The sequence below is a fragment of the Mesorhizobium sp. B2-3-4 genome (assembly GCF_006442315.1).
Classification (GTDB): domain Bacteria; phylum Pseudomonadota; class Alphaproteobacteria; order Rhizobiales; family Rhizobiaceae; genus Mesorhizobium.
The window spans coordinates 258,647-277,445 of the sequence record NZ_VFVY01000008.1 but is presented as its reverse complement, the minus strand read 5'-3'; the positions used below and the strand labels follow the sequence as shown (position 1 = coordinate 277,445).

Sequence of the window (18,799 nt, the reverse complement as noted above, 5' to 3'; positions counted from 1 at the left end):
AACTTCTTCGTCGCCAGCGGCGCACCGCCCTCGTTCGTGAGGCGTATATAGTCGCCGCCTCCGCAAACTGTCAACACACCATCGCAAAGTTTTTGAACTTTTTGCGACAGAAATTTCGGGCGCGCTCCGTCGATAGCCGGCTGCCCCAGGGGAACAGGGGATATGCGAGAGGCAGGCCATGAAGGAGCCCTATTGCCGCCGCATTGCCGGACGACACCAAGGCCAACAACAGAGGCGCCAGGCACTGCCACGCACCAGCCTCTTTAAGAGCCTCGTGACGGAACGCGTCACAGGCCTTTTAGACGAAGGCTCGCAACCTGCTTTTCGCGGCGCTCTATAAGAGAAGTGCATGTGGGGAATTCGACCGGGGCCAGAGGCTTCGTTGACTTAACCTGCCGTGACAGGCAAATGTCATGGCCACAACAAAAGCGACAAGCCGTTCCGCCCGGGGAAGAAGCAGCCTTTCTGGATGCCAGACACGGAAGATGTCATAGCCGAACTCGGCAACGAGCCGCCGCTTATCGCGGACGGCCGCAGCGGCCCCCCCGATAGGCGCGAGGTCTCTGCACGTTGGTTGTCGGGAACCTTTCTGACAGGCGTGACCTCGAGCGTTCTGATGGGCGTCGCGCTGTTTGCCGCGCTTGACGGACGCCAGCAACTGGCGACACCACCCGAAATCGCCGAGCTGATCGGCCTTGCCAGCAATGGTGATTCCGGCGAAGTCGCCAAGACCACCAGGCTGGTGGCTCCGCGCCAGATCGCCAAGGCCAAGGACCGGCGCCGCATGGAAGTGTCGATGGTCACCAAGGTCGGTGACCGCGACGTCATCCACACCATGCCTTTCGTGCAGATCAAGATGGCGCTCGCCGCCGGCCATACCACCAACCGCGCCTATCCGCCCTTCGACCCGATGCAGGTGTTCGGCGACGACAGCGACGACGCTTCCGCACAGCCGGCAGCCGCCTCTGCCGCTTCCGGCCAGATCTACGGCGCCAAGGTCGAGAGCGAAATGAGCTTGAAGACCGTCGATTTCCCGATCGAGACGGCTTCGTTCGACGAGAAGAGCGACCTCTCCGCCGACGAGGTGGAAAAGGTGGTGCGCGAAGCCGGCACCGACCTCAGCGACGGTGCCGTCCAGGTAGCGTCGCTTCACTATGTCGACCCGCAGCGATTCGGTGAAGCCTTTGCCGAGAGCATGGCCGGCTCCTACGATGTGAAGATCGTGCCGGAAAACGTCTCCGTGTCGGCGCGTGCCAACGCGGACGACCAGGCACCGGCTTTCGCCGAGGAAATCATCCCCTTCACCAAGGATCTCGACATATCGGAGGCCTTTGCCGATTCGGGCTATACGGGCGACGACGCCACGGGCATGGCCGAAGCGATCGCCAAGCTGCTGAATGCCCCGGCGCTCAAGGCCGGAACCGTGCTGCGTGTCGGTCTCGAGGTTCATGGCGACGCCGCCAAGGTCGTGCGCACCAGCGTCTACGACAAGACCACGCACATCGTCACCATCGCGCTCGACGATCGCGGCCAGTATGTGCCGGCGCAGGAGCCGGAGCCCAATCCCGAACTTCTGACAGCCTTCGACGATTCGTCGGCGCCGGTGGTGGTGCGCGGCAACCTGCCCAACGTCTATGACGGCATCTATCGTGCCGCCTATTCCTACGGCATGTCCAAGGCGATGACCCAGCGGCTGATCAAGCTCCTGGCATCCGATGTCGATTTCCAGTCCCGTCTAAATCCTTCCGACCGTCTCGAAGTGCTGTTCTCGCAGCCCGACGGCGACGACCAGACCTCGGACAGTTCCGAACTTCTCTATGTCTCGGCGACCTTCGGCGGCACGACGCGCAATTTCTATCGCTTCCAGATGCAGGACGGCAGCACCGACTATTTCGACGAGGACGGCTCGAGCGCCGAACAATTCCTGCTGCGCAATCCGCTGCCGGCCGGAAAATTCCGCTCCGGTTTCGGCGCCCGCAAGCACCCGATCCTCGGCTATGTCCGCATGCACACCGGCGTCGACTGGGCGGCCCCGATCGGCACGCCGATCATTGCCGCCGGCAACGGCGTCATCGAGAAAGTCGGCTGGGCCGGCGGCTATGGCAAGCAGATCATCATCCGACATGCCAATGGCTACGAGACCTCGTACAATCACCAGAGCGCCTTTGCCAAAGGCATCGAGCCTGGCATGCGCGTGCGCCAAGGCCAGACGATCGGCTATCTCGGCCAGACCGGCCTCGCCACCGGCCCGCATTTGCACTACGAGCTGATCGTCAACGGCACCAAGGTGGATCCGATGCGCGTGCGCCTGCCGGTCGGCAAGGTGCTGAAGGGCGACGATCTCGTCGCCTTCAAGCGCGAGCGCGAACGCATCGACGATCTGTTGAAGCAGGAAGACGGAAATTCACTGAAGGTCGCCAGCGCCAAGATCGAAGGTTGAGTCTTCGTGCCAGCCTTGCCGATTCCCAGTCTTGCCAGGTCCCCAGTCTTGCCGGGTCTCAGTCTTGCCGAGGTCCGGCATTTCGCGACCACGGCAGCGCCTCGCCCGAAATCGTCATCCAGGCAATGACCGCCGAAAGCAGGCAGAGCAGCGCCGTCACCGAGGAAACGGCGGCAAAAGCGGCGTCGCTGGCGGCGATCCTTGCCGCATCGAGAGCCTGCGAAAGTCCGGTTGGCGGCGGTTCGCCGAAGCCGGGAACGCCTGAACTCGCAGTCCCGTCCAGTGCATTGGCATAGATCCAGGCAGCGAGCGATCCCATCGCCGCCACCGCGATCAGGCCGCCGATGCGTGAGATGGCGTTGTTGATGCCGGAAGCAGCCCCGGTATCCTTGTCGTCCACCGCCGTCATGATCGCGGTCGACAATGGCGACACGACCAGCGCCATGCCGAGCCCCATCACTGCCATCAAGGGAAAGGTGCCGGTCCAGAAATGGTGAAAGCCGGCATGGGCGAGCAAGGCAAGCCCGGCGAAGGCAACCGCCACGATCAGGCTGCCGCAGGCAATGGGAAAACGCGGCCCGATCCGGTCCGACAGCTTGCCCACGGGTCCCGACAGAAGCGCGATCGATGCCGACAGCGGCAGGAAGATGAAGCCGACTTCGGCCGTGCTCAGACCCCAGCCGGCGATCAGCAGCATCGGCAGATAGAAGAGATTGGCCGAGAGCGCGAAATAAAGGAAGAAAGTCGCGGCATTGGCGCCGGCGAAGGCACCGATGCGAAACAGGCTGAGGTCGATCATCGGCTCGCGATGCCGCCGCTCGAAAAGAATGAAGACGACAAGCAGCACCGCGCCGGCGGCGATGCTTGGACCGGCCATACGGCCTCCGCCACTGGCGCTCATTGAAGTCAGTCCATAGGCAAGCGCGCCGAAGGCCAGTGTCGCAAGCGCTCCACCGCCAAGGTCGAGGCTGCGTTTTTCCGTCGGCGCATCGGCAGGGATCTTGGCGAGCAGCAGGTAGATCGAGATCAGGCCGAGCGGCAGGTTGACGGCAAAGATCGCCCGCCAGATACCATCGCCGAACGCCGACAGCACCAGGCCGCCGAGCACGGGGCCGAGCGCCGTGGTCAGTGCCGAGGCCGCCGCCCAGATGCCGATCGCCTTGCCGCGCTCTTTCTTTGGATAGGCCTTGGCGATGATGGCAAGACTGCCCGGCACCATGATCGCCGCACCGATTCCCTGAAGGGCGCGAAACGCGATCAGCACGACAGCGTTCGGCGCCAGAGCACAGGCAAGCGAGGTCACGACGAACAGCGCGATACCGGCCACGAAGGCGCGGCGCAGCCCGAACCGATCGCCGGCCGCGCCCCCGGCGAGGATGAGCGCCGACAGCGTCAGCGCATAGGCATTGGATATCCATTGCGCCTCGGCGAGGCTGGCGCCGAGATCGACGCGGATCGCCGGCATGGCGATGGCCAGGATCGACCCGTCGATGAAGCCAAGCGCGGAGGCCAGGATCGCCGCGATCAACACATAGCGCCGCTGCGATTGCGGACAGAACGTGCCGTTCGCGACCGAAGCGGTCAGCGGAACGGCGGCGGCTTCATTGGATGAATGCATGCCACCTTGATTAGACCGCCGGCGCGGCGGCAACAACCGGCCAGAGGCTCACTGTCCTTGAAACCAGCCACATGGCCAGGAATCGCATCGGCCGGATGCAAACCGCGGTGTTCATGATAGGTTTTCCCCACAAACCCAAGGGGAGGGAGAAACGATGAAACGTCCGCTCGAGGCATCGGTCGAAGGGCGTGGACGAATTGTTGGCATCACCGATGGCGTGTTCGCCATAGCACTCACGCTGATCGTCCTCGAGATCAGGGTACCGGCGCATGAGGCGATCCATTCCGAACACGATCTGCTTGCCGCCATCGCGGCGCTGGCGCCGCGCTTCCTCACCTATGCCTTGAGCTTCCTGACCCTGACAATCTTCTGGTTCGGCCAGCAGGCGCAGCATGGTCTGATTGCCAGATCCGACAGACGGCTGGCCACGCTGAACCTGTGCTTCCTCGCCTTCATCGCGCTCCTGCCGTTCTCAACCGACCTTCTGGCCGACTTCCTCGAGTTCAGGACCGCGGTGCTGGCTTACTGGCTCAACCTCTTGATGCTCGGCATCACCCTGTTCGCCAGCTGGCGTTATGCGGACAAAAGCGGGTTTGTCGCGGAGGATGTCGACGCTCAAACGAAACGCACCGTCTATCTGCGCATCGTCAAGGCGCAGATTCTGTGGGCGATCGGCGCCGCGCTCTGCCTGGTCAATCCGTTGCTCGGCGTTGGCTTCATTCTGGTCGTGCAGCTGATCTATGCCGCTGCGCTGCGCGGCTCATTGCTGCGCAACGTCATCGGCTGACGGTCCGCCGACAAACTCCACGGTAACCCCCGGCGATACGAGCTTGGCGAGTTCGCGCGCGTCCCAGTTGGTCAGGCGCACACAGCCATGGCTTTCGGTCTTGCCGATCTTCGATGGTTCGGGCGTTCCGTGGATGCCATAGGTCGGCTTGTCCAGGGCAATCCAGACCGACCCGACAGGTCCGTTGGGGCCTGGCGGAATGGTCAGGATCTTGTCGTTCTGGCCCTGCTTGAAATTGATGTTCGGGTTGTAGGTGTAGTTTGGATCGAGCGCGATGCGCGACACTGCGTGGATGCCGGTGGGCGACGGCGTATCGGCCGAGCCGATGGTGGCGGGATAGGCCGCGACCAGTTTGCCACCCGCATCGTAGGCGTACACTTCTTTCTTGGTCTTGTCGGCAACGATGCGCGCGACGGGCGTTGACACCAGCTTGCCGAAATTGGCGACCTTGATGATCGTGCCGGGGCGGTTGAAGTCGAGATCCTTGTTGATCGACTTCAGATAGTTCTCGTCCATGTGGAAGCGCTCCGCCAGCGCCTCGGTGACGGAGGTGTAGCACATGCAGTTGAGCTGCGCCTTCTGGCTGTAGTCTTCCGGAACCGAGGCAACATAGGGGCCGGCCGCATCCTCCGCCGTGATGGTGTAATTGGCGAAGGCATCGCCACCGGATTGCGCAAGGGCCGCCTGGATGCCGACCGCGTCGGTCGACTTCAGATTGCTGCCGGTGATCTCATTATAGGCGGCGATCGCCTTGTCGACATTGGAGCCGAAGCGCCCGTCGATGACGCCGGGCGAAGCGCCGCCCCGGTCGAGCAGCACCTGCAGCGCCGCCACATCCTGGCGTGCGCCGAGCGAGAGCGACGGATCGACCGACGTCTTGCCGCCGGCCTTCGGCGGCAGCGCCGCCTGATCGTCAGGTGCCGTCTGGATGGTCGGGGTAGCAGGCTGGGCCGGGTCTATCGAAGCTTCGTTCAGCGGCTGGCGCTTGATGGTGCCCGGCTTTGTCGGCCGCGGCGCATCGGGGTAATTGTCGTCGTAGGTGCCGTCGTCCTGTGGCGCCGGCGGATAGGCTTCGACCGAATTGTCGCCATAGGGATCATATTCCTCGGCCGGTGGCGGCGCGATCGTGCGGCCTTCGTCCTGCATCTGCCTGCGGCGGAACCGCGCCATGTCTTCCGGGTCGTCTAGATAGTACCGATCGTCATCGGCGGGTGCGCGGCCAAGCTCGCGCATGCGCGTTTCACGACGCAGCGCACGCCGGTCGAGTCTCGTCTGTGGCGGCTGGATGGCGATCACCTTGCCGGTATCGGCATCAACGATGACGCGGTTGCCCCTGGCATCGTAGTAGATATCGAGATTGCCGTCCTGGGCGAGCAGAATGTCACCCTTCTCGGCCGCGCGGGCGGTCTGGACGGCACCGTCATGCGTCGGCGCGGCCAACGCGTTGGAACACACCAGTCCCGCGACCAGCGCTGAAAGGGTGAAGATAATGCGCAGCATGGTGGCGAAACTCTCCGGTCCGTATGTGCCGCCGCCCGGCGTTGTGCGGTTCGGCGAACCCCTTCGCCAGCAAACCAGTTACCCACCATATGGTTCCAACATGAACCGGGCATGAAGATGGCGGTTTTCCGGCGCCTTGACGAATATTAGCTATCTTGCGCCAAACCCCAATTCCCTCAGCACCTGCTTGGTCAGCTTCAGGGCGACAAGGCGGTGGCTCTCGCGCAAATAGTCCTTCAAGGCGCCATCATCCATGCTCTGGCTTGTCTGACGCTGGATCCACTTCATGCCGCGCGAGGCAAGATAGGGCGCGGGGCGCAACCCCGGCTGCTCCTCGAGCACGTCATAGGCGATATCGGAACATTTGAAGGTGACGAAGAGCTGCCGCCCCTTGTCCCAGCCGCCGATCGCGAACACCTTGCCCCCGACTTTCCAGACATGGGCTCCGCCCCACTGGACGACATGCGTGGTCGAGGGCAACGAAGCGCAGAAGCCGTTGTAGTCGTCCAGCGTCACCAACGCCCTCCCATCACATGAAAACGCCGCACGTCGAGTGGACGCGCGGCGTTTGGAATCAGGCGGCGGCTTCGGCCGCGACGATCGTCGGCTTGGAGCGGAAATTCAGCCGGTCGGATCCGGCCGTGACCTTGACAGTCGAACCGTCGAGAATTTCGCCGAGCAGTATCTTTTCCGCCAGCGGATCCTGCAGTTCCTTCTGCATTACCCGCTTCAGCGGCCGGGCGCCGTAAGCGGGGTCGTAACCCTTGGCGGCCAGCCACTCGATCGCCTCGGGATCCAGCGACAGCCCGATCTTGCGATCGACAAGCAGGCTTTCCAGCCGCTGGAGCTGGATCTCGACGATGCGATCCATGTCCTTGCGGCGCAGCCGGTGGAACAGGATGACCTCGTCGACACGGTTGAGGAACTCGGGGCGGAACGATGCCCTGACCACGCCCATCACCTCGTCGCGCACGGCGTCGACATCCTGGTCCTCGCCCAGATTGACCAGATATTCGGCGCCGAGGTTCGACGTCATGATGATCAGCGTGTTGCGGAAGTCGACCGTGCGGCCCTGGCCATCGGTCAACCGGCCGTCGTCGAGCACCTGCAACAGCACGTTGAAGACATCCGGATGCGCCTTCTCGATCTCGTCGAACAGCACGACCTGATAGGGCCTGCGCCGCACCGCTTCGGTCAGCGCGCCGCCTTCCTCATAGCCGACATAGCCGGGAGGCGCGCCGATCAGCCGGGCGACGGAGTGCTTCTCCATGAACTCGGACATATCGATGCGCACCAGCGCCGTTTCATCGTCGAACAGGAAGTTGGCCAGAGCCTTGGTGAGCTCCGTCTTGCCGACACCGGTCGGGCCAAGGAACATGAACGAGCCGATCGGACGGTTCGGATCCTGCAGGCCGGCGCGGGCGCGCCGTACCGCCTTGGAAACGGCTTGCACCGCCTCGCCCTGGCCGACGACACGCTTGCCGATCTCGTCTTCCATGCGCAGCAGCTTGTCGCGCTCGCCTTGCAGCATCTTGTCGACCGGAATGCCGGTCCAACGCGACACGATATGGGCAACATGGTCGGGGGTGACCACCTCCTCGACCATGCCGGCCTTGCCGTCCTGGGCTTCGGCGTCCTTCAGTTTCTTTTCCAGTTCCGGGATCTTGCCATAGGCAAGCTCGCCGGCACGCTGAAACTCCCCCTTGCGCTGGGCAATGGCCAGTTCGTTGCGCGCCTCGTCGAGCTGCTTCTTCAGATCGGCCGCAAGCCCGAGCTTCTGCTTCTCGGCCTGCCACTTCGAAGTGATCTCGGTCGATTCCTCCTCGAGGCCGACAAGTTCTTTTTCCAGGCGGGCGAGCCGGTCCTTCGAGGCTTCGTCCGTCTCGACCTTCAGCGCCTCGCGCTCGATCTTGAGCTGCATGATGCGGCGGTCGATCTCGTCCAGCGCCTCCGGCTTGGAATCGACCTGCATCCTGAGCCGCGACGCGGCTTCGTCGACGAGGTCGATCGCCTTGTCGGGCAGGAAACGGTCGGCAATGTAGCGATTGGACAGCGTCGCTGCCGCCACCAGCGCCGAATCGGAAATACGCACCTTGTGGTGCTGCTCGTACTTCTCCTTCAGGCCGCGCAGGATCGAGACCGTGTCCTCCACCGTCGGTTCGTCGACGAAGACAGGTTGGAAGCGCCGGGCAAGAGCCGGGTCCTTCTCGACATGCTTGCGGTATTCATCGAGCGTGGTCGCGCCGACGCAGTGCAGTTCGCCGCGCGCGAGCGCCGGCTTCAGCAGGTTCGAGGCATCCATGGCGCCATCGGCCTTTCCGGCGCCGACCAGCGTGTGCATCTCGTCGATGAACAGGATGATGTCGCCATTGGCCGAGGTGACTTCCGACAAAACCGCCTTCAGCCGCTCCTCGAACTCGCCGCGATATTTGGCGCCGGCAATCAGCGCGCCCATGTCGAGCGCCATCAACTGCTTGTCCTTGAGCGATTCCGGGACGTCGCCATTGACGATGCGCAGCGCCAGGCCTTCGGCGATTGCCGTCTTGCCGACGCCTGGCTCGCCGATCAGCACCGGGTTGTTCTTGGTCCGGCGCGACAGCACCTGGATGGTGCGGCGGATCTCGTCGTCGCGTCCGATCACTGGGTCCAGTTTGCCGGCGCGGGCATCCGCGGTCAGGTCGCGCGCGTATTTCTTCAGCGCGTCATAGCCCTGCTCGGCACTCGCCGAATCGGCGGTGCGCCCCTTGCGGACATCATTGATGACCTGATTCAGCGCCTGCGCGGTAATGCCGGCCTTGGCCAGGATCTCGGCCGTCTTTGCCGATTTCTCCATGGCCAGCGCCTGCAAGAGCCGCTCCACGGTGACGAAGCTGTCACCGGCCTTCTTGGCCAGGTCCTCGGCAGTCGAGAACACCTTGGCCAGCGGCTGCGCCAGATAGAGCTGGCCGTTGCCACCTTCCACCTTGGGCATTGCTTCGAGCGCCGTCTCGACGCCGAGCTTGACGTCCCGGGCATTGCCGCCGGCGCGCTCGATCAACGACGCGGCCAGGCCTTCGTCATCGTCGACGAGCACTTTCAGAATGTGTTCAGGGGTGAATTGCTGATGGTTGCGGGAGAGCGCCATGGTCTGCGCCGACTGGATAAAGCCGCGCACGCGCTCGGAGTATTTCTCGAGGTTCATATCTGTCTCCTTCCGTCACCGGCCCGCTTTGCGGCACCGGATCAGATTGCGGTGACGGATCCGCCCGTTCGAGCCGGATCCTGTTCAACGCAGATATGGTGCATGGACCCCGGCCCCTCAAGACGTCTCGCTCTCGGCGAATGCATAATATTCCACCGCTGCCCAAACGAAAACGGCGGAGATTTCTCCCCGCCGTTCAATGTCTTGCCGTGCCGTTCGATCAGTTGTCGATGTCGGCGATCACGGGTTCGGCGCTGCCGCTCTCGACCGGAGCCGCGTTCGTCTCGGCGGCATCCCCATTGTCGCTGCCGCCCTCGACCTGATCAGCATTGTTGCGTGGCCGGCGCGGGCGCCGGGGCCGGCGGGCGGCGCCGTTTTCAGCAGCCGCCTCATTGAGTTCGGCCTGCGCGGCCAGGCCTGCCGGCGAGAAATTCTCGAAGCGCGGCGCCGGCTCGGCTGCCGCAACGGTCTCGGCCGGTGAACCGGTCTCGGCCTGGACTTCCGTCAGTCCCTGGGCTTCGTTGCGCTGCTGCTGACCGCCCTGCTCGGCCGGCGCGGCATAGTCGCGCTGGCCGTTCTGGCCATAACCGCCATTGGGACGGCGGTCGCGATGGCGCCCGCCATTGTTGTCGCGGCCACCATTGTTGCGCCCGCCATTGTCGCGGCCGTTTTCCCGGTTCAGCGCAACCTCGGCCGGCATGCCCTCGATCACCGGCTGCGGACCCGCACCATGGTTGACCACGGGAACCTGCGAATCGGAACCGCCATTGCCGGTGTTGCCGGCATTGTCGAACTCGTCGCGATCCTCATCGCCGTCCTCGTCGAACTCGTCGCGGTTCTGCTGGACGTTCTGGATCGGCATCTGCGCCTGCGCGGCGGCAATGATGCGATTATAATGTTCGGCGTGCTGGAGATAGTTTTCCGCCATGACCCGGTCGCCGGAGCTTTGCGCATCGCGGGCCAAGGTCGCGTATTTCTCGGCAATCTGCTGAGCCGATCCGCGGATTTTAACATCCGGGCCGTTGCTCTCGTAGTTGCGCGTCAGGGGATTTGGCCCCTTGCGGTTGTTGTTGTTATTGTTATTGCCACCGCCGCCGCCATTGTTGTTGCGACCGCGCATGCGCCTGTTCTGCTGTTGTGGCCTCATTAGACTCTCTTCATAGTGAAATTTTCGAAAAACTCTTCACGAACGGAGGCGCTCATGCAGCCAGCCGTTTCGTTTCTTCACCGGCGTTCGCCCGCATCGATTGCGTTGGCGCCACGTGCCATCCTGTTCCGGTTACATCACTTGCCGGACGATTCCCGCACGAAGCATGGGCGTCGTTTGCGCAAGAAGGCAGCTATTTCCAAGGAAACCGAATCGCTAAGAGCACTGCCTGCTTCGTCTCATCCGGTTAGGCGACCCTAGCCGCATTCCCCGGTATTGCCAAGCGGTTTTTTCGCACTGCGTCAAGGCGTTGACCGTTGAAAAACAAGAACCCTGTCGTTTCCACCAAGATCGCCGAACATCTCGCCGGCCGCATAACCGGCTGCGCGAAATATATCATCGACCTCGTCATGTTGCGTGTGGCCGATCTCGACCGCAATCCTGCCTTCGGCTTCCAGAAACCTTGCCGCCTCGGCGGCGATGACCCTGTAGGGGGCAAGCCCATCCGCACCGCCATCGAGGGCAAGTCGCGGGTCGAAATCGCGGACTTCGTCCTGCAGATTTCCAATGTCTCGTGACGGTATATAGGGGGGGTTTGCGGCAATTACATGGTATCGGCCGGAAACTTTTTCGAACCAGTCCGATTGAACCGTGGTGAATCGGCCGCCAAGCCCCAATTGCCCGGCATTTCGGGCCGCCGTCGCCAGCGCGCCGGCGGAGATGTCGACGCCGGTGGCGGTGGCGCCGGGCACGACGCTCAGCAGCGCCAGGGCGATGGCGCCTGTGCCGGTGCCGAGATCGAGGATGCGGCACGCGCCTTCCCGCGCCACCGTCGCCTTGACGAAGGGCAATATCGCCTCGACCAGCGTTTCGGTGTCCGGCCGCGGCTCCAGCGTTTCCGGCGACAGCGACAGGCGCAAACCATAGAATTCGCGATAACCGAGGATGCGATGCACCGGCTCGCCGCCGGCCCGCCGTCTCAGGGCGTCATCGATGGCGGCGATTGCGCTTTCGTCGATCTTGAGGTCGGGGCTGGCAATGGCCTGAGTGCGCGTCGTTCGGGAATAATGTTCGACGATCAGCCGTGCATCCAACGCGGGATCATCGACGGCGGCTGCCATGAGCCTGGCCCGCGCCTCCCGCAGCAGCGGCCCCAGCGCCTCTGGCGGATGGTCAGCCATCGAGGCCGATATCGGCCAACAGCTTGGACTGGTGATCGGCAATCAGTGCGTCGACGACTTCGTCGAGTTCGCCCATCATCACCCGGTCGAGCTTGTAGAGCGTCAGGTTGATGCGATGGTCGGTGACGCGCCCTTGCGGAAAATTGTAGGTGCGGATGCGCTCGGAGCGGTCGCCGGAACCGACCTGCGACTTGCGCGATTCGGAACGCTCCTCGTCCGCCTTGCTGCGTTCCATGTCATAGAGCCGGGCGCGCAGGATCTGCATGGCCTTCGCCCGGTTCTGGTGCTGCGACTTCTCCGCCTGCACCACCATGATGCCGGTCGGCAGATGGGTGATGCGGACCGCCGAATCGGTGGTGTTGACGTGTTGGCCGCCGGAGCCCGAGGCCCGCATCGTGTCGATGCGGATGTCTTCTGCGCGGATGTCGATATCGACTTCTTCGGCCTCCGGCAGCACCGCCACCGTCGCGGCGGACGTATGGATGCGCCCGCTGGCCTCGGTCGCCGGCACGCGCTGCACGCGATGCACGCCGGATTCGAACTTCAGATGGGCAAAGACGCCCTTGCCGGATACGGTGGCGATGATTTCCTTGAAGCCGCCGGCATCGCCGTCGCTGGCCGACACCGTTTCGAACCGCCAGCCGCGCTCGGCGGCATAGCGCTCATACATGCGAAACAGGTCGCCGGCGAACAATGCCGCCTCGTCGCCGCCGGTACCGGCGCGGATTTCAAGAATTGCGTTCTTGTCGTCGGCGGCATCCCTGGGCAGAAGCAGGATCTGGATGTCCTTCTGCAGCGCCTCGATGCGCTCCTCGACGCCAGGCAGATCGGCTTCGGCAAGATCCCGCATCTCGGCGTCGGTACCCTTGTCGGCGAGCATCGCCTCGAGGTCGGCCCGTTCGTGTTCGGCCGAGCGCAGTTCCCTGACCTTGGCCACCATGTCCTGCAGCTCGGCATATTCCGATGCCATCTTCACATAGGCATCCGGCGCCGGGCCGGCCGACATCTGCGCTTCGAGCATCTCGAAACGCTTCACGACTTGATCCATGCGATCGCGAGGCAGGTTGATCATGGCAATGCTACAGAGGAATGGAGCGGTCGTCGGCGAAGGCCTGCAGCAGCGCCCGCATCGGCAGCCCCTGGGCCGACGCCATCAGATTGTCGTCGAAGAAAGCCTTCAACTCCTCCAGCGGCAGCTCCGTCAGCATCGCCTTGACCGGGCCGATCGAGGCGGGCGACATCGAGATGGAGCGGAAGCCGAGACCGATCAATGCCATGGCGGATATCGGTTTTCCGGCAAGTTCGCCGCACAGGGTGACGGGCGTGTGGTTGCGGGCCCCGGCGTCGGCGATCTGCTTGAGCACGCGCAGGAATGGCGCTGACAGCGTGTCGAAGCGGTTGGCCAGTTGCGTGTTGCCGCGGTCGACGGCCATGACGAACTGAAACAGGTCGTTCGAGCCGACCGAAACGAAGTCGACCGCTTTCATCAATTCGTCGAGCTGGAACATCAGAGATGGCACTTCCAGCATGGCGCCGACCTTCAGGCTGGTCGGCAGATGGTGGGCGAAGCGCGAGAGGTGCCGCACCTCGCGGTCGATGATTTCGCGCGCCTGGGCGATTTCGCCAAGCTCGGTCACCATCGGCAGCATCAGCTTGAGCTCACGCCCGCCGCAGGCCTTGAGCAGGGCGCGAATCTGGGTGCGCAACAGGCCTGGCCGGTCGAGCGTCAGGCGGATCGCGCGCCAGCCAAGCGCCGGGTTCTCTTCCTGGATCGCGCCCTTGAAATAGGGCAGCACCTTGTCGCCGCCGATATCGATGGTGCGGAAGGTGACCGGCTTACCGCGCGCCGCTTCCAGCACGTCGCGGTAGAGTTTTTCCTGCGCCTCGGCGCGCGGAAAGGTCGAAGCGACCATGAACTGCAATTCGGTACGGAACAGGCCGATGCCGGCCGCGCCCGACTCGGCCAGTTGCGGCAGGTCGACGGCAAGCCCGGCATTCATCAAAAGGTCGACCGCGACACCATCCCTGGTCGTCGACGGCTTCTTGCGCAGTTCCCGGTAAACCTCCTGCCGGCGGGCGCGGAAGCGCACCTTTTCGGCATAGGCGGCTTCGAGGTCGGACTGCGGGCGAAGGTGGATGAAGCCTTCCTCGCCGTCGACGATGATGGCGTCGCCGTTTTCCGCCATGGAAACGGCGCCCTTCATCTGGCCGGCCACCGGAATGCCCATGGCGCGGGCGACGATGACGACATGGCTGGTGGCCGCTCCATCCTCGAGCACCAGGCCGCGCAGCTTGTCGCGGGGATAATCGAGCAGTTCGGCCGCGCCCATCGAGCGGGCGACGATGATGGCATCCTTCGGCAGCGAGGCCGCGACATCCTCCGGTCCGCGCCCCATCAGCTGGCGCAGCAGCCGGTTGGCGAGGTCGTCGAAATCGCTCATCCGCTCGCGCAGATAGGGGTCGGTCATGTGCAGCATGCGGGCGCGCATGTCGCTCTGGACCTTTTCCACCGCCGCTTCCGCCGTCAGGCCGTTGCGGATCGCCTCTTCCAGGCGCCGCACCCAGCCGCGGTCGTTGGCGAACATGCGGTAGGCTTCCAGCACCTGGCGATGTTCGCCCTCGAAGGCGACGTCGCGGCGCTCCAGCATGTCGTCGATCGAGAGCCTGAGCGAACCGAGCGAGGCTTCGAGCCGCCGCACTTCCTCCTCGCTGTCCTCGTTGAACAGATTGGTGACGACGATGCGCGGCTCGTGCAGCACGACATGGCCAAGCCCGACGCCGTCGTTGAAGGACAGGCCGGTGAAGCTGACGGGGCGGCGCAGATCGAGTTCGAGGCCGGGACGGGTCAGCCGCGCCAGATCGCCTGTCGCGATCATCTCGGCGATGACCATGGCGGTGGTTTCCAGCGCCTCGACCTCGTCGTCGCGATAGTGGCGCATGGTCTTGTTCTGCACGACCAGCACGCCAAGCGTGCGCCCTGCTCTCAGCACCGGCACGCCGAGGAAGGAATTGTAGATCTCTTCCCCAGTCTCCGGCAAATAGGCGAAGGCCGGGTGTTCCTGGGCGTTGGAAAGATTGAGCGGCCGTGCGCTGGCGGCGATGGTGCCGACCAGGCCTTGCCCCAGCCGCAGCTGCGCCAGGTGGACGGCAGTCGGGTTCAGACCTTCGGTGGCGTAGAGTTCGAGCACCGAATCGGCGCGCAGCACATAGAGCGAGCAGACTTCGGCGACCATGTTGGAGGCGATGTCGCGCACGATCCGGTCAAGCCGCTCCTGCGGCTCCAGCGGCTCCTGCATGAGCTCGCGGAGCCGTTTCAGCAGAACGCGCGGGCCAACGGCCGTGTCACGCATCGCGGCTTCTTCTCCAATAGACGTCTTGCCGGCGCAGTTTCCGCCGCGCCCGGCAAGTGCGCAACAACTGATTCAGTCTTGCTACTGCTTATCCAGACCGTAGACGGAATGCAAAGTGCGAACCGCCAGTTCGGTGTACGGACCGTCGATCAGTATCGAAATCTTGATCTCGGAAGTGGTGATGGCGCGGATATTGATCTGTTTCTCGGCCAGCGCCTTGAAGGCGGTGGCGGCGACACCCGCATGGCTCCTCATGCCGATGCCGATGACCGAGACCTTCGACATGCCGGCCTCCGACTGCACGACGTCGTAGCCGACATCGGCCTTCAGCCGGTCAAGCACGGCAAGCGCCTTGTCGACGTCCCCGGAAGGCACCGTAAAGGTCATGTCGGTGAATTTGCCGTCCTCGGAGATGTTCTGGACGATCATGTCGACATTGATATTGGCCTCGGCCAGCGGCCCGAAGATGCCTGCGGCAACGCCAGGGCGGTCGCCGACGCGGCGCAGCGAAATCTGGGCCTCGTCCTTGGCGTAGGCAATTCCGGTGACGACCTGCTGTTCCACGATCTCTTCCTCGTCGCAAATGAGCGTTCCCGGAGGATTGAGCAAATCCCCCATTCCGGGCGCATCGGGATCGTCGAAGGACGACCGCACGAAGGTACGCACCCTGTGCACCATGGCAAGCTCGACCGAACGCACCTGCAGCACTTTGGCGCCGAGCGAGGCCATTTCGAGCATTTCCTCGAACGAAATCTTGTTGAGCCGCCGCGCTTTCGGCTCGATGCGCGGATCGGTGGTGTAGACCCCGTCGACGTCGGTGTAGATGTCGCAGCGGTCGGCCTTGACCGCGGCGGCGATCGCTACGGCGCTGGTGTCGGAGCCGCCGCGGCCGAGCGTTGCGATGCGGTTGTCCGGGCCGATACCCTGGAAACCGGCAATGACCGCCACCTGGCCCTCGCCGAAGCGCTTGATCAGGAATCCTCCATCGATGTCGAGGATGCGCGCCGCGCCATGGGCATTGTCGGTCTTGATCGGGATCTGCCAGCCCTGCCAGGACCGGGCGTGCACACCCATGTTCTGCAAGGTGATTGCCAGCAGCCCGGCGGTGACCTGTTCGCCGGAAGCGACGACGGCGTCATATTCGCGGGCATCGTGCATCGGCGAGGCTTCGCGCGTCCAGCCGACCAGCTCGTTGGTCTTGCCGGCCATCGCCGAAACCACCACGGCCACCTCGTGGCCGGCGTCGACCTCGCGTTTGACGTGACGCGCCACATTGCGGATGCGGGCGATGTCGGCGACGGAGGTTCCGCCGAATTTCATCACGATACGCGCCATGGAAGCGAAATGCCTTTGACTGGAACCGGCCCCCTGCCAAAAACGGGGAGCCGAAAACGGGAGAAAGCGGCCGGCGGGCGCCGGTCGCGGAATGCGCGGCCTCCTTAGCCAAATGAGGAAGGTTTCGCAAGGCTGACAGCGGAATGCACGGCAATACGGTGTATTGCCTTCGAGGCCGCGTCCGCTTACGACTTGCTGCCCGCGGGGAATTCCTTTTGATCCGGCATGACAGATGATTGCTCGTCTACGACGCGCCATGCGATGGCAGACGTTCCCGCTTATCGCCGGTTTTGCGGTGCTGACGCTGATCGTCGGCGCCCGGGCCGTGCTCGTCGAGGGCCAGAGGGCCAATCGCGCCGCCGCGCGCGAGACACTTGAATATCAGCAATTGCTTTCCGGACTGCTCTCGCTGGCGCAGGACGCCGAGGGCGGCCAGCGCGGCTATCTCCTGACCGGCGAGACATCTTATCTCGATCCCTACCGGAAAGCCGTCGATGCAATTCCCGGGCAGCTCGCCCGTATCGACGCCATGACGGCTTCGGACGACCAGATCGCCCAGCAGGTCAGCCACATCAAGGACGCGCTTTCGCAGAAGCAGGCGGAGCTGTCCCAGACAATCGCTCTCTACGACCAGGGCGATGCGGCAAAGGCCCTGCAACTGGTCCGCAGTGGCCAGGGCAAGGCCGCCATGGACGAGATTCGCGCCAGCATGGATACGATCCGGCGGATCGGCGCCGCCGCCGTCGCCGCGCGCGACGAGCGCACGGACCAGATCGAGGACTGGCTGCGCGTCGGCTCGCTTGCGGCCCTCATGGCGATCTTCCTGCTTGGCGTCTACACGATCCGCGAATCCCGCCGTCGTTTCCGTGAGGTCGCCACGGCCCAGGAAGAGCTGATGCGCAAGAACATCGAGCTCGGCAACGAGATCCAGACGCGTGAAAAGGCCGAATCCCAGATACGCCAGATGCAGAAGATGGAAGCCGTCGGCCAGTTGACCGGCGGCATCGCCCACGACTTCAACAACATGCTGGCGGTGATCCTGAGCGCCATGAACCTTGCCCAGCGCAAGCTGAAGCGCGGCGAGCACGACATCGAGCAATTCGTCGAGGCCGCGACGGACGCGGCAAGCCGCGCCGCCAGTCTCACCTCCCGCTTGCTTGCCTTCTCCCGGCTGCAGCCGCTGGCGCCGCAGGTCGTCGACACCAACCGGCTGCTGACCGGCATGTCCGACCTTCTGCGCCGGGCGCTCGGCGAGGGCATCCGCATCGAAACGGTGCTGGCTGGCGGCCTGTGGAAAACCCATGCCGATCCCAGCCAGATCGAGAACGCGATCCTCAATCTGGCCGTCAACGCCCGCGACGCCATGGACAATGACGGCAAGCTGACCATCGAAACCGCCAACAGCCATCTCGACGACACCTACGCATCGACGCACGCCGAGGTCGCGCCCGGCCAATATGTGATGATCGCGGTGACCGACACCGGTACGGGCATGTCGCCCGAAATCATCACCAGGGCCTTCGAGCCCTTCTTCACCACCAAGCCGGTCAACAAGGGCACGGGACTTGGGCTGAGCCAGGTGTTCGGCTTCGTCAAACAGTCGGGCGGCCACGTCAAGATCTACTCCGAGCCCGGCGAAGGCACGACGATCAAGATCTACCTGCCCCGGTTTTTCGGACCGGAGGAGCCGGCAGCACCAAGCGGGCGCGGCAAGGGCGCCGCCAAGGTTACCGAGACGATCCTCGTCGTCGAGGACGATGCCCGCGTGCTGGCCTCGACGACGGACCTCATGCAAGAACTCGGCTACACCGTCGTCCAGGCCTCGAGCGGCCAGGAAGCGCTTCAGAAGCTCGCCGAGACGCCAGGCATTGCACTGCTTTTCACCGATATTGTCATGCCGGTGATGAACGGCCGCAAGCTCGCCGAGGAGGCGGTCGCCCGCCGGCCGGGGCTTAAAGTCGTCTTCACCACCGGCTTCACCAGGAACGCGGTGGTCCACAACGGCGTGCTCGACCATGACGTGCACTTCCTCGCCAAGCCGTTCACGATAGAGCAACTGGCGGCAAAGCTGCGCGGCGTGCTGGACGCGAAATAAACGGCGGCCGGCCCTCCAGACCCAGCCTCCGCCAGGATTGAAAACGGCCTCGCTGTCATCGTTCGCGCTTCTGGTTCGACGCGGATACCTTTCATTCGCCGCCAGGCCCCATCCTGTTTCAAGGGCAATGCCCGGCAACCGGCATAGGCTGACACCGAGCGCCGC

Annotated in this window: 12 protein-coding genes; 3 read left to right on the top strand and 9 right to left on the bottom strand. The window is 63.9% G+C overall.

The genetic code is table 11. From position 1 onward, the window contains the following. Positions 1–469 precede the first annotated feature (469 nt). Positions 470–2,440, top strand: a complete 1,971-nt coding sequence (locus tag FJ967_RS15140; RefSeq protein ID WP_181175878.1) for a M23 family metallopeptidase — start codon at positions 470–472, stop codon at positions 2,438–2,440. Positions 2,441–2,498: 58 nt separating this feature from the next. Here FJ967_RS15140 and FJ967_RS15135 read toward each other — a convergent pair whose 3' ends face one another. Continuing rightward, positions 2,499–4,058, bottom strand: a complete 1,560-nt coding sequence (locus tag FJ967_RS15135; protein ID WP_140732617.1) for an MFS transporter — start codon at positions 4,056–4,058, stop codon at positions 2,499–2,501. A gap of 154 nt (positions 4,059–4,212) precedes the next feature. On the opposite strand from FJ967_RS15135, the gene FJ967_RS15130 reads away from it, so the two are divergent. Then, on the top strand, positions 4,213–4,845 hold the full coding sequence (locus FJ967_RS15130; RefSeq protein WP_140732616.1) for a TMEM175 family protein: 633 nt from the start codon (positions 4,213–4,215) through the stop codon (positions 4,843–4,845). Here FJ967_RS15130 and FJ967_RS15125 read toward each other — a convergent pair. From FJ967_RS15125 to FJ967_RS15090, 8 genes are all read right to left on the bottom strand, one after another. Further along, entirely contained in the window at positions 4,819–6,345 is a 1,527-nt protein-coding gene (locus FJ967_RS15125) for a L,D-transpeptidase family protein (RefSeq protein ID WP_140732615.1), read from the bottom strand. The genes FJ967_RS15130 and FJ967_RS15125 overlap by 27 nt on opposite strands. Before the next feature lie 150 nt (positions 6,346–6,495). After that, positions 6,496–6,861: an MmcQ/YjbR family DNA-binding protein gene (locus FJ967_RS15120; RefSeq protein WP_140732614.1), complete on the bottom strand. Its 366-nt coding sequence runs from the start codon at positions 6,859–6,861 to the stop codon at positions 6,496–6,498. 58 nt (positions 6,862–6,919) lie between these two features. After that, a complete protein-coding gene (clpB, locus tag FJ967_RS15115; protein ID WP_140732613.1) occupies positions 6,920–9,526 on the bottom strand; it encodes an ATP-dependent chaperone ClpB in 2,607 nt (868 codons plus the stop codon). Between the two features lie 220 nt (positions 9,527–9,746). Then, positions 9,747–10,673 (bottom strand): DUF4167 domain-containing protein, encoded by a 927-nt coding sequence (locus FJ967_RS15110; RefSeq protein WP_140732612.1) that lies wholly within the window; start codon positions 10,671–10,673, stop codon positions 9,747–9,749. A gap of 302 nt (positions 10,674–10,975) precedes the next feature. Further along, positions 10,976–11,854, bottom strand: a complete 879-nt coding sequence (prmC, locus tag FJ967_RS15105; RefSeq protein ID WP_140732611.1) for a peptide chain release factor N(5)-glutamine methyltransferase — start codon at positions 11,852–11,854, stop codon at positions 10,976–10,978. Further along, on the bottom strand, positions 11,847–12,926 hold the full coding sequence (prfA, locus tag FJ967_RS15100; protein WP_140732610.1) for a peptide chain release factor 1: 1,080 nt from the start codon (positions 12,924–12,926) through the stop codon (positions 11,847–11,849). Before prfA ends, prmC begins: the two co-directional genes overlap by 8 nt. A 7-nt stretch (positions 12,927–12,933) precedes the next feature. Further along, a complete protein-coding gene (gene ptsP / locus FJ967_RS15095) occupies positions 12,934–15,204 on the bottom strand; it encodes a phosphoenolpyruvate--protein phosphotransferase (RefSeq protein ID WP_140732609.1) in 2,271 nt (756 codons plus the stop codon). An 81-nt stretch (positions 15,205–15,285) separates the two neighbouring features. After that, the gene (locus FJ967_RS15090; protein WP_140732608.1) at positions 15,286–16,539 is read right to left on the bottom strand and encodes an aspartate kinase; all 1,254 of its coding nucleotides are present in this window, start codon (positions 16,537–16,539) and stop codon (positions 15,286–15,288) included. 256 nt (positions 16,540–16,795) lie between these two features. Here FJ967_RS15090 and FJ967_RS15085 point away from each other — a divergent pair, with 256 nt between their 5' ends. Beyond that, positions 16,796–18,634 (top strand): CHASE3 domain-containing protein, encoded by a 1,839-nt coding sequence (locus FJ967_RS15085; protein WP_140732607.1) that lies wholly within the window; start codon positions 16,796–16,798, stop codon positions 18,632–18,634. Positions 18,635–18,799 lie beyond the last annotated feature (165 nt).

Coding starts and splice junctions, on each gene's coding strand:
- clpB (WP_140732613.1), bottom strand. CDS start 9,526: ATGAACCTCGAGAAATACTCCGAGCGCGTGCGCGGCTTTATCCAGTCG.
- FJ967_RS15085 (WP_140732607.1), top strand. CDS start 16,796: ATGCGATGGCAGACGTTCCCGCTTATCGCCGGTTTTGCGGTGCTGACG.
- FJ967_RS15090 (WP_140732608.1), bottom strand. CDS start 16,539: ATGGCGCGTATCGTGATGAAATTCGGCGGAACCTCCGTCGCCGACATC.
- FJ967_RS15125 (WP_140732615.1), bottom strand. CDS start 6,345: ATGCTGCGCATTATCTTCACCCTTTCAGCGCTGGTCGCGGGACTGGTG.
- ptsP (WP_140732609.1), bottom strand. CDS start 15,204: ATGCGTGACACGGCCGTTGGCCCGCGCGTTCTGCTGAAACGGCTCCGC.
- FJ967_RS15130 (WP_140732616.1), top strand. CDS start 4,213: ATGAAACGTCCGCTCGAGGCATCGGTCGAAGGGCGTGGACGAATTGTT.
- FJ967_RS15135 (WP_140732617.1), bottom strand. CDS start 4,058: ATGCATTCATCCAATGAAGCCGCCGCCGTTCCGCTGACCGCTTCGGTC.
- prfA (WP_140732610.1), bottom strand. CDS start 12,926: ATGATCAACCTGCCTCGCGATCGCATGGATCAAGTCGTGAAGCGTTTC.
- FJ967_RS15140 (WP_181175878.1), top strand. CDS start 470: ATGCCAGACACGGAAGATGTCATAGCCGAACTCGGCAACGAGCCGCCG.
- FJ967_RS15110 (WP_140732612.1), bottom strand. CDS start 10,673: ATGAGGCCACAACAGCAGAACAGGCGCATGCGCGGTCGCAACAACAAT.
- prmC (WP_140732611.1), bottom strand. CDS start 11,854: ATGGCTGACCATCCGCCAGAGGCGCTGGGGCCGCTGCTGCGGGAGGCG.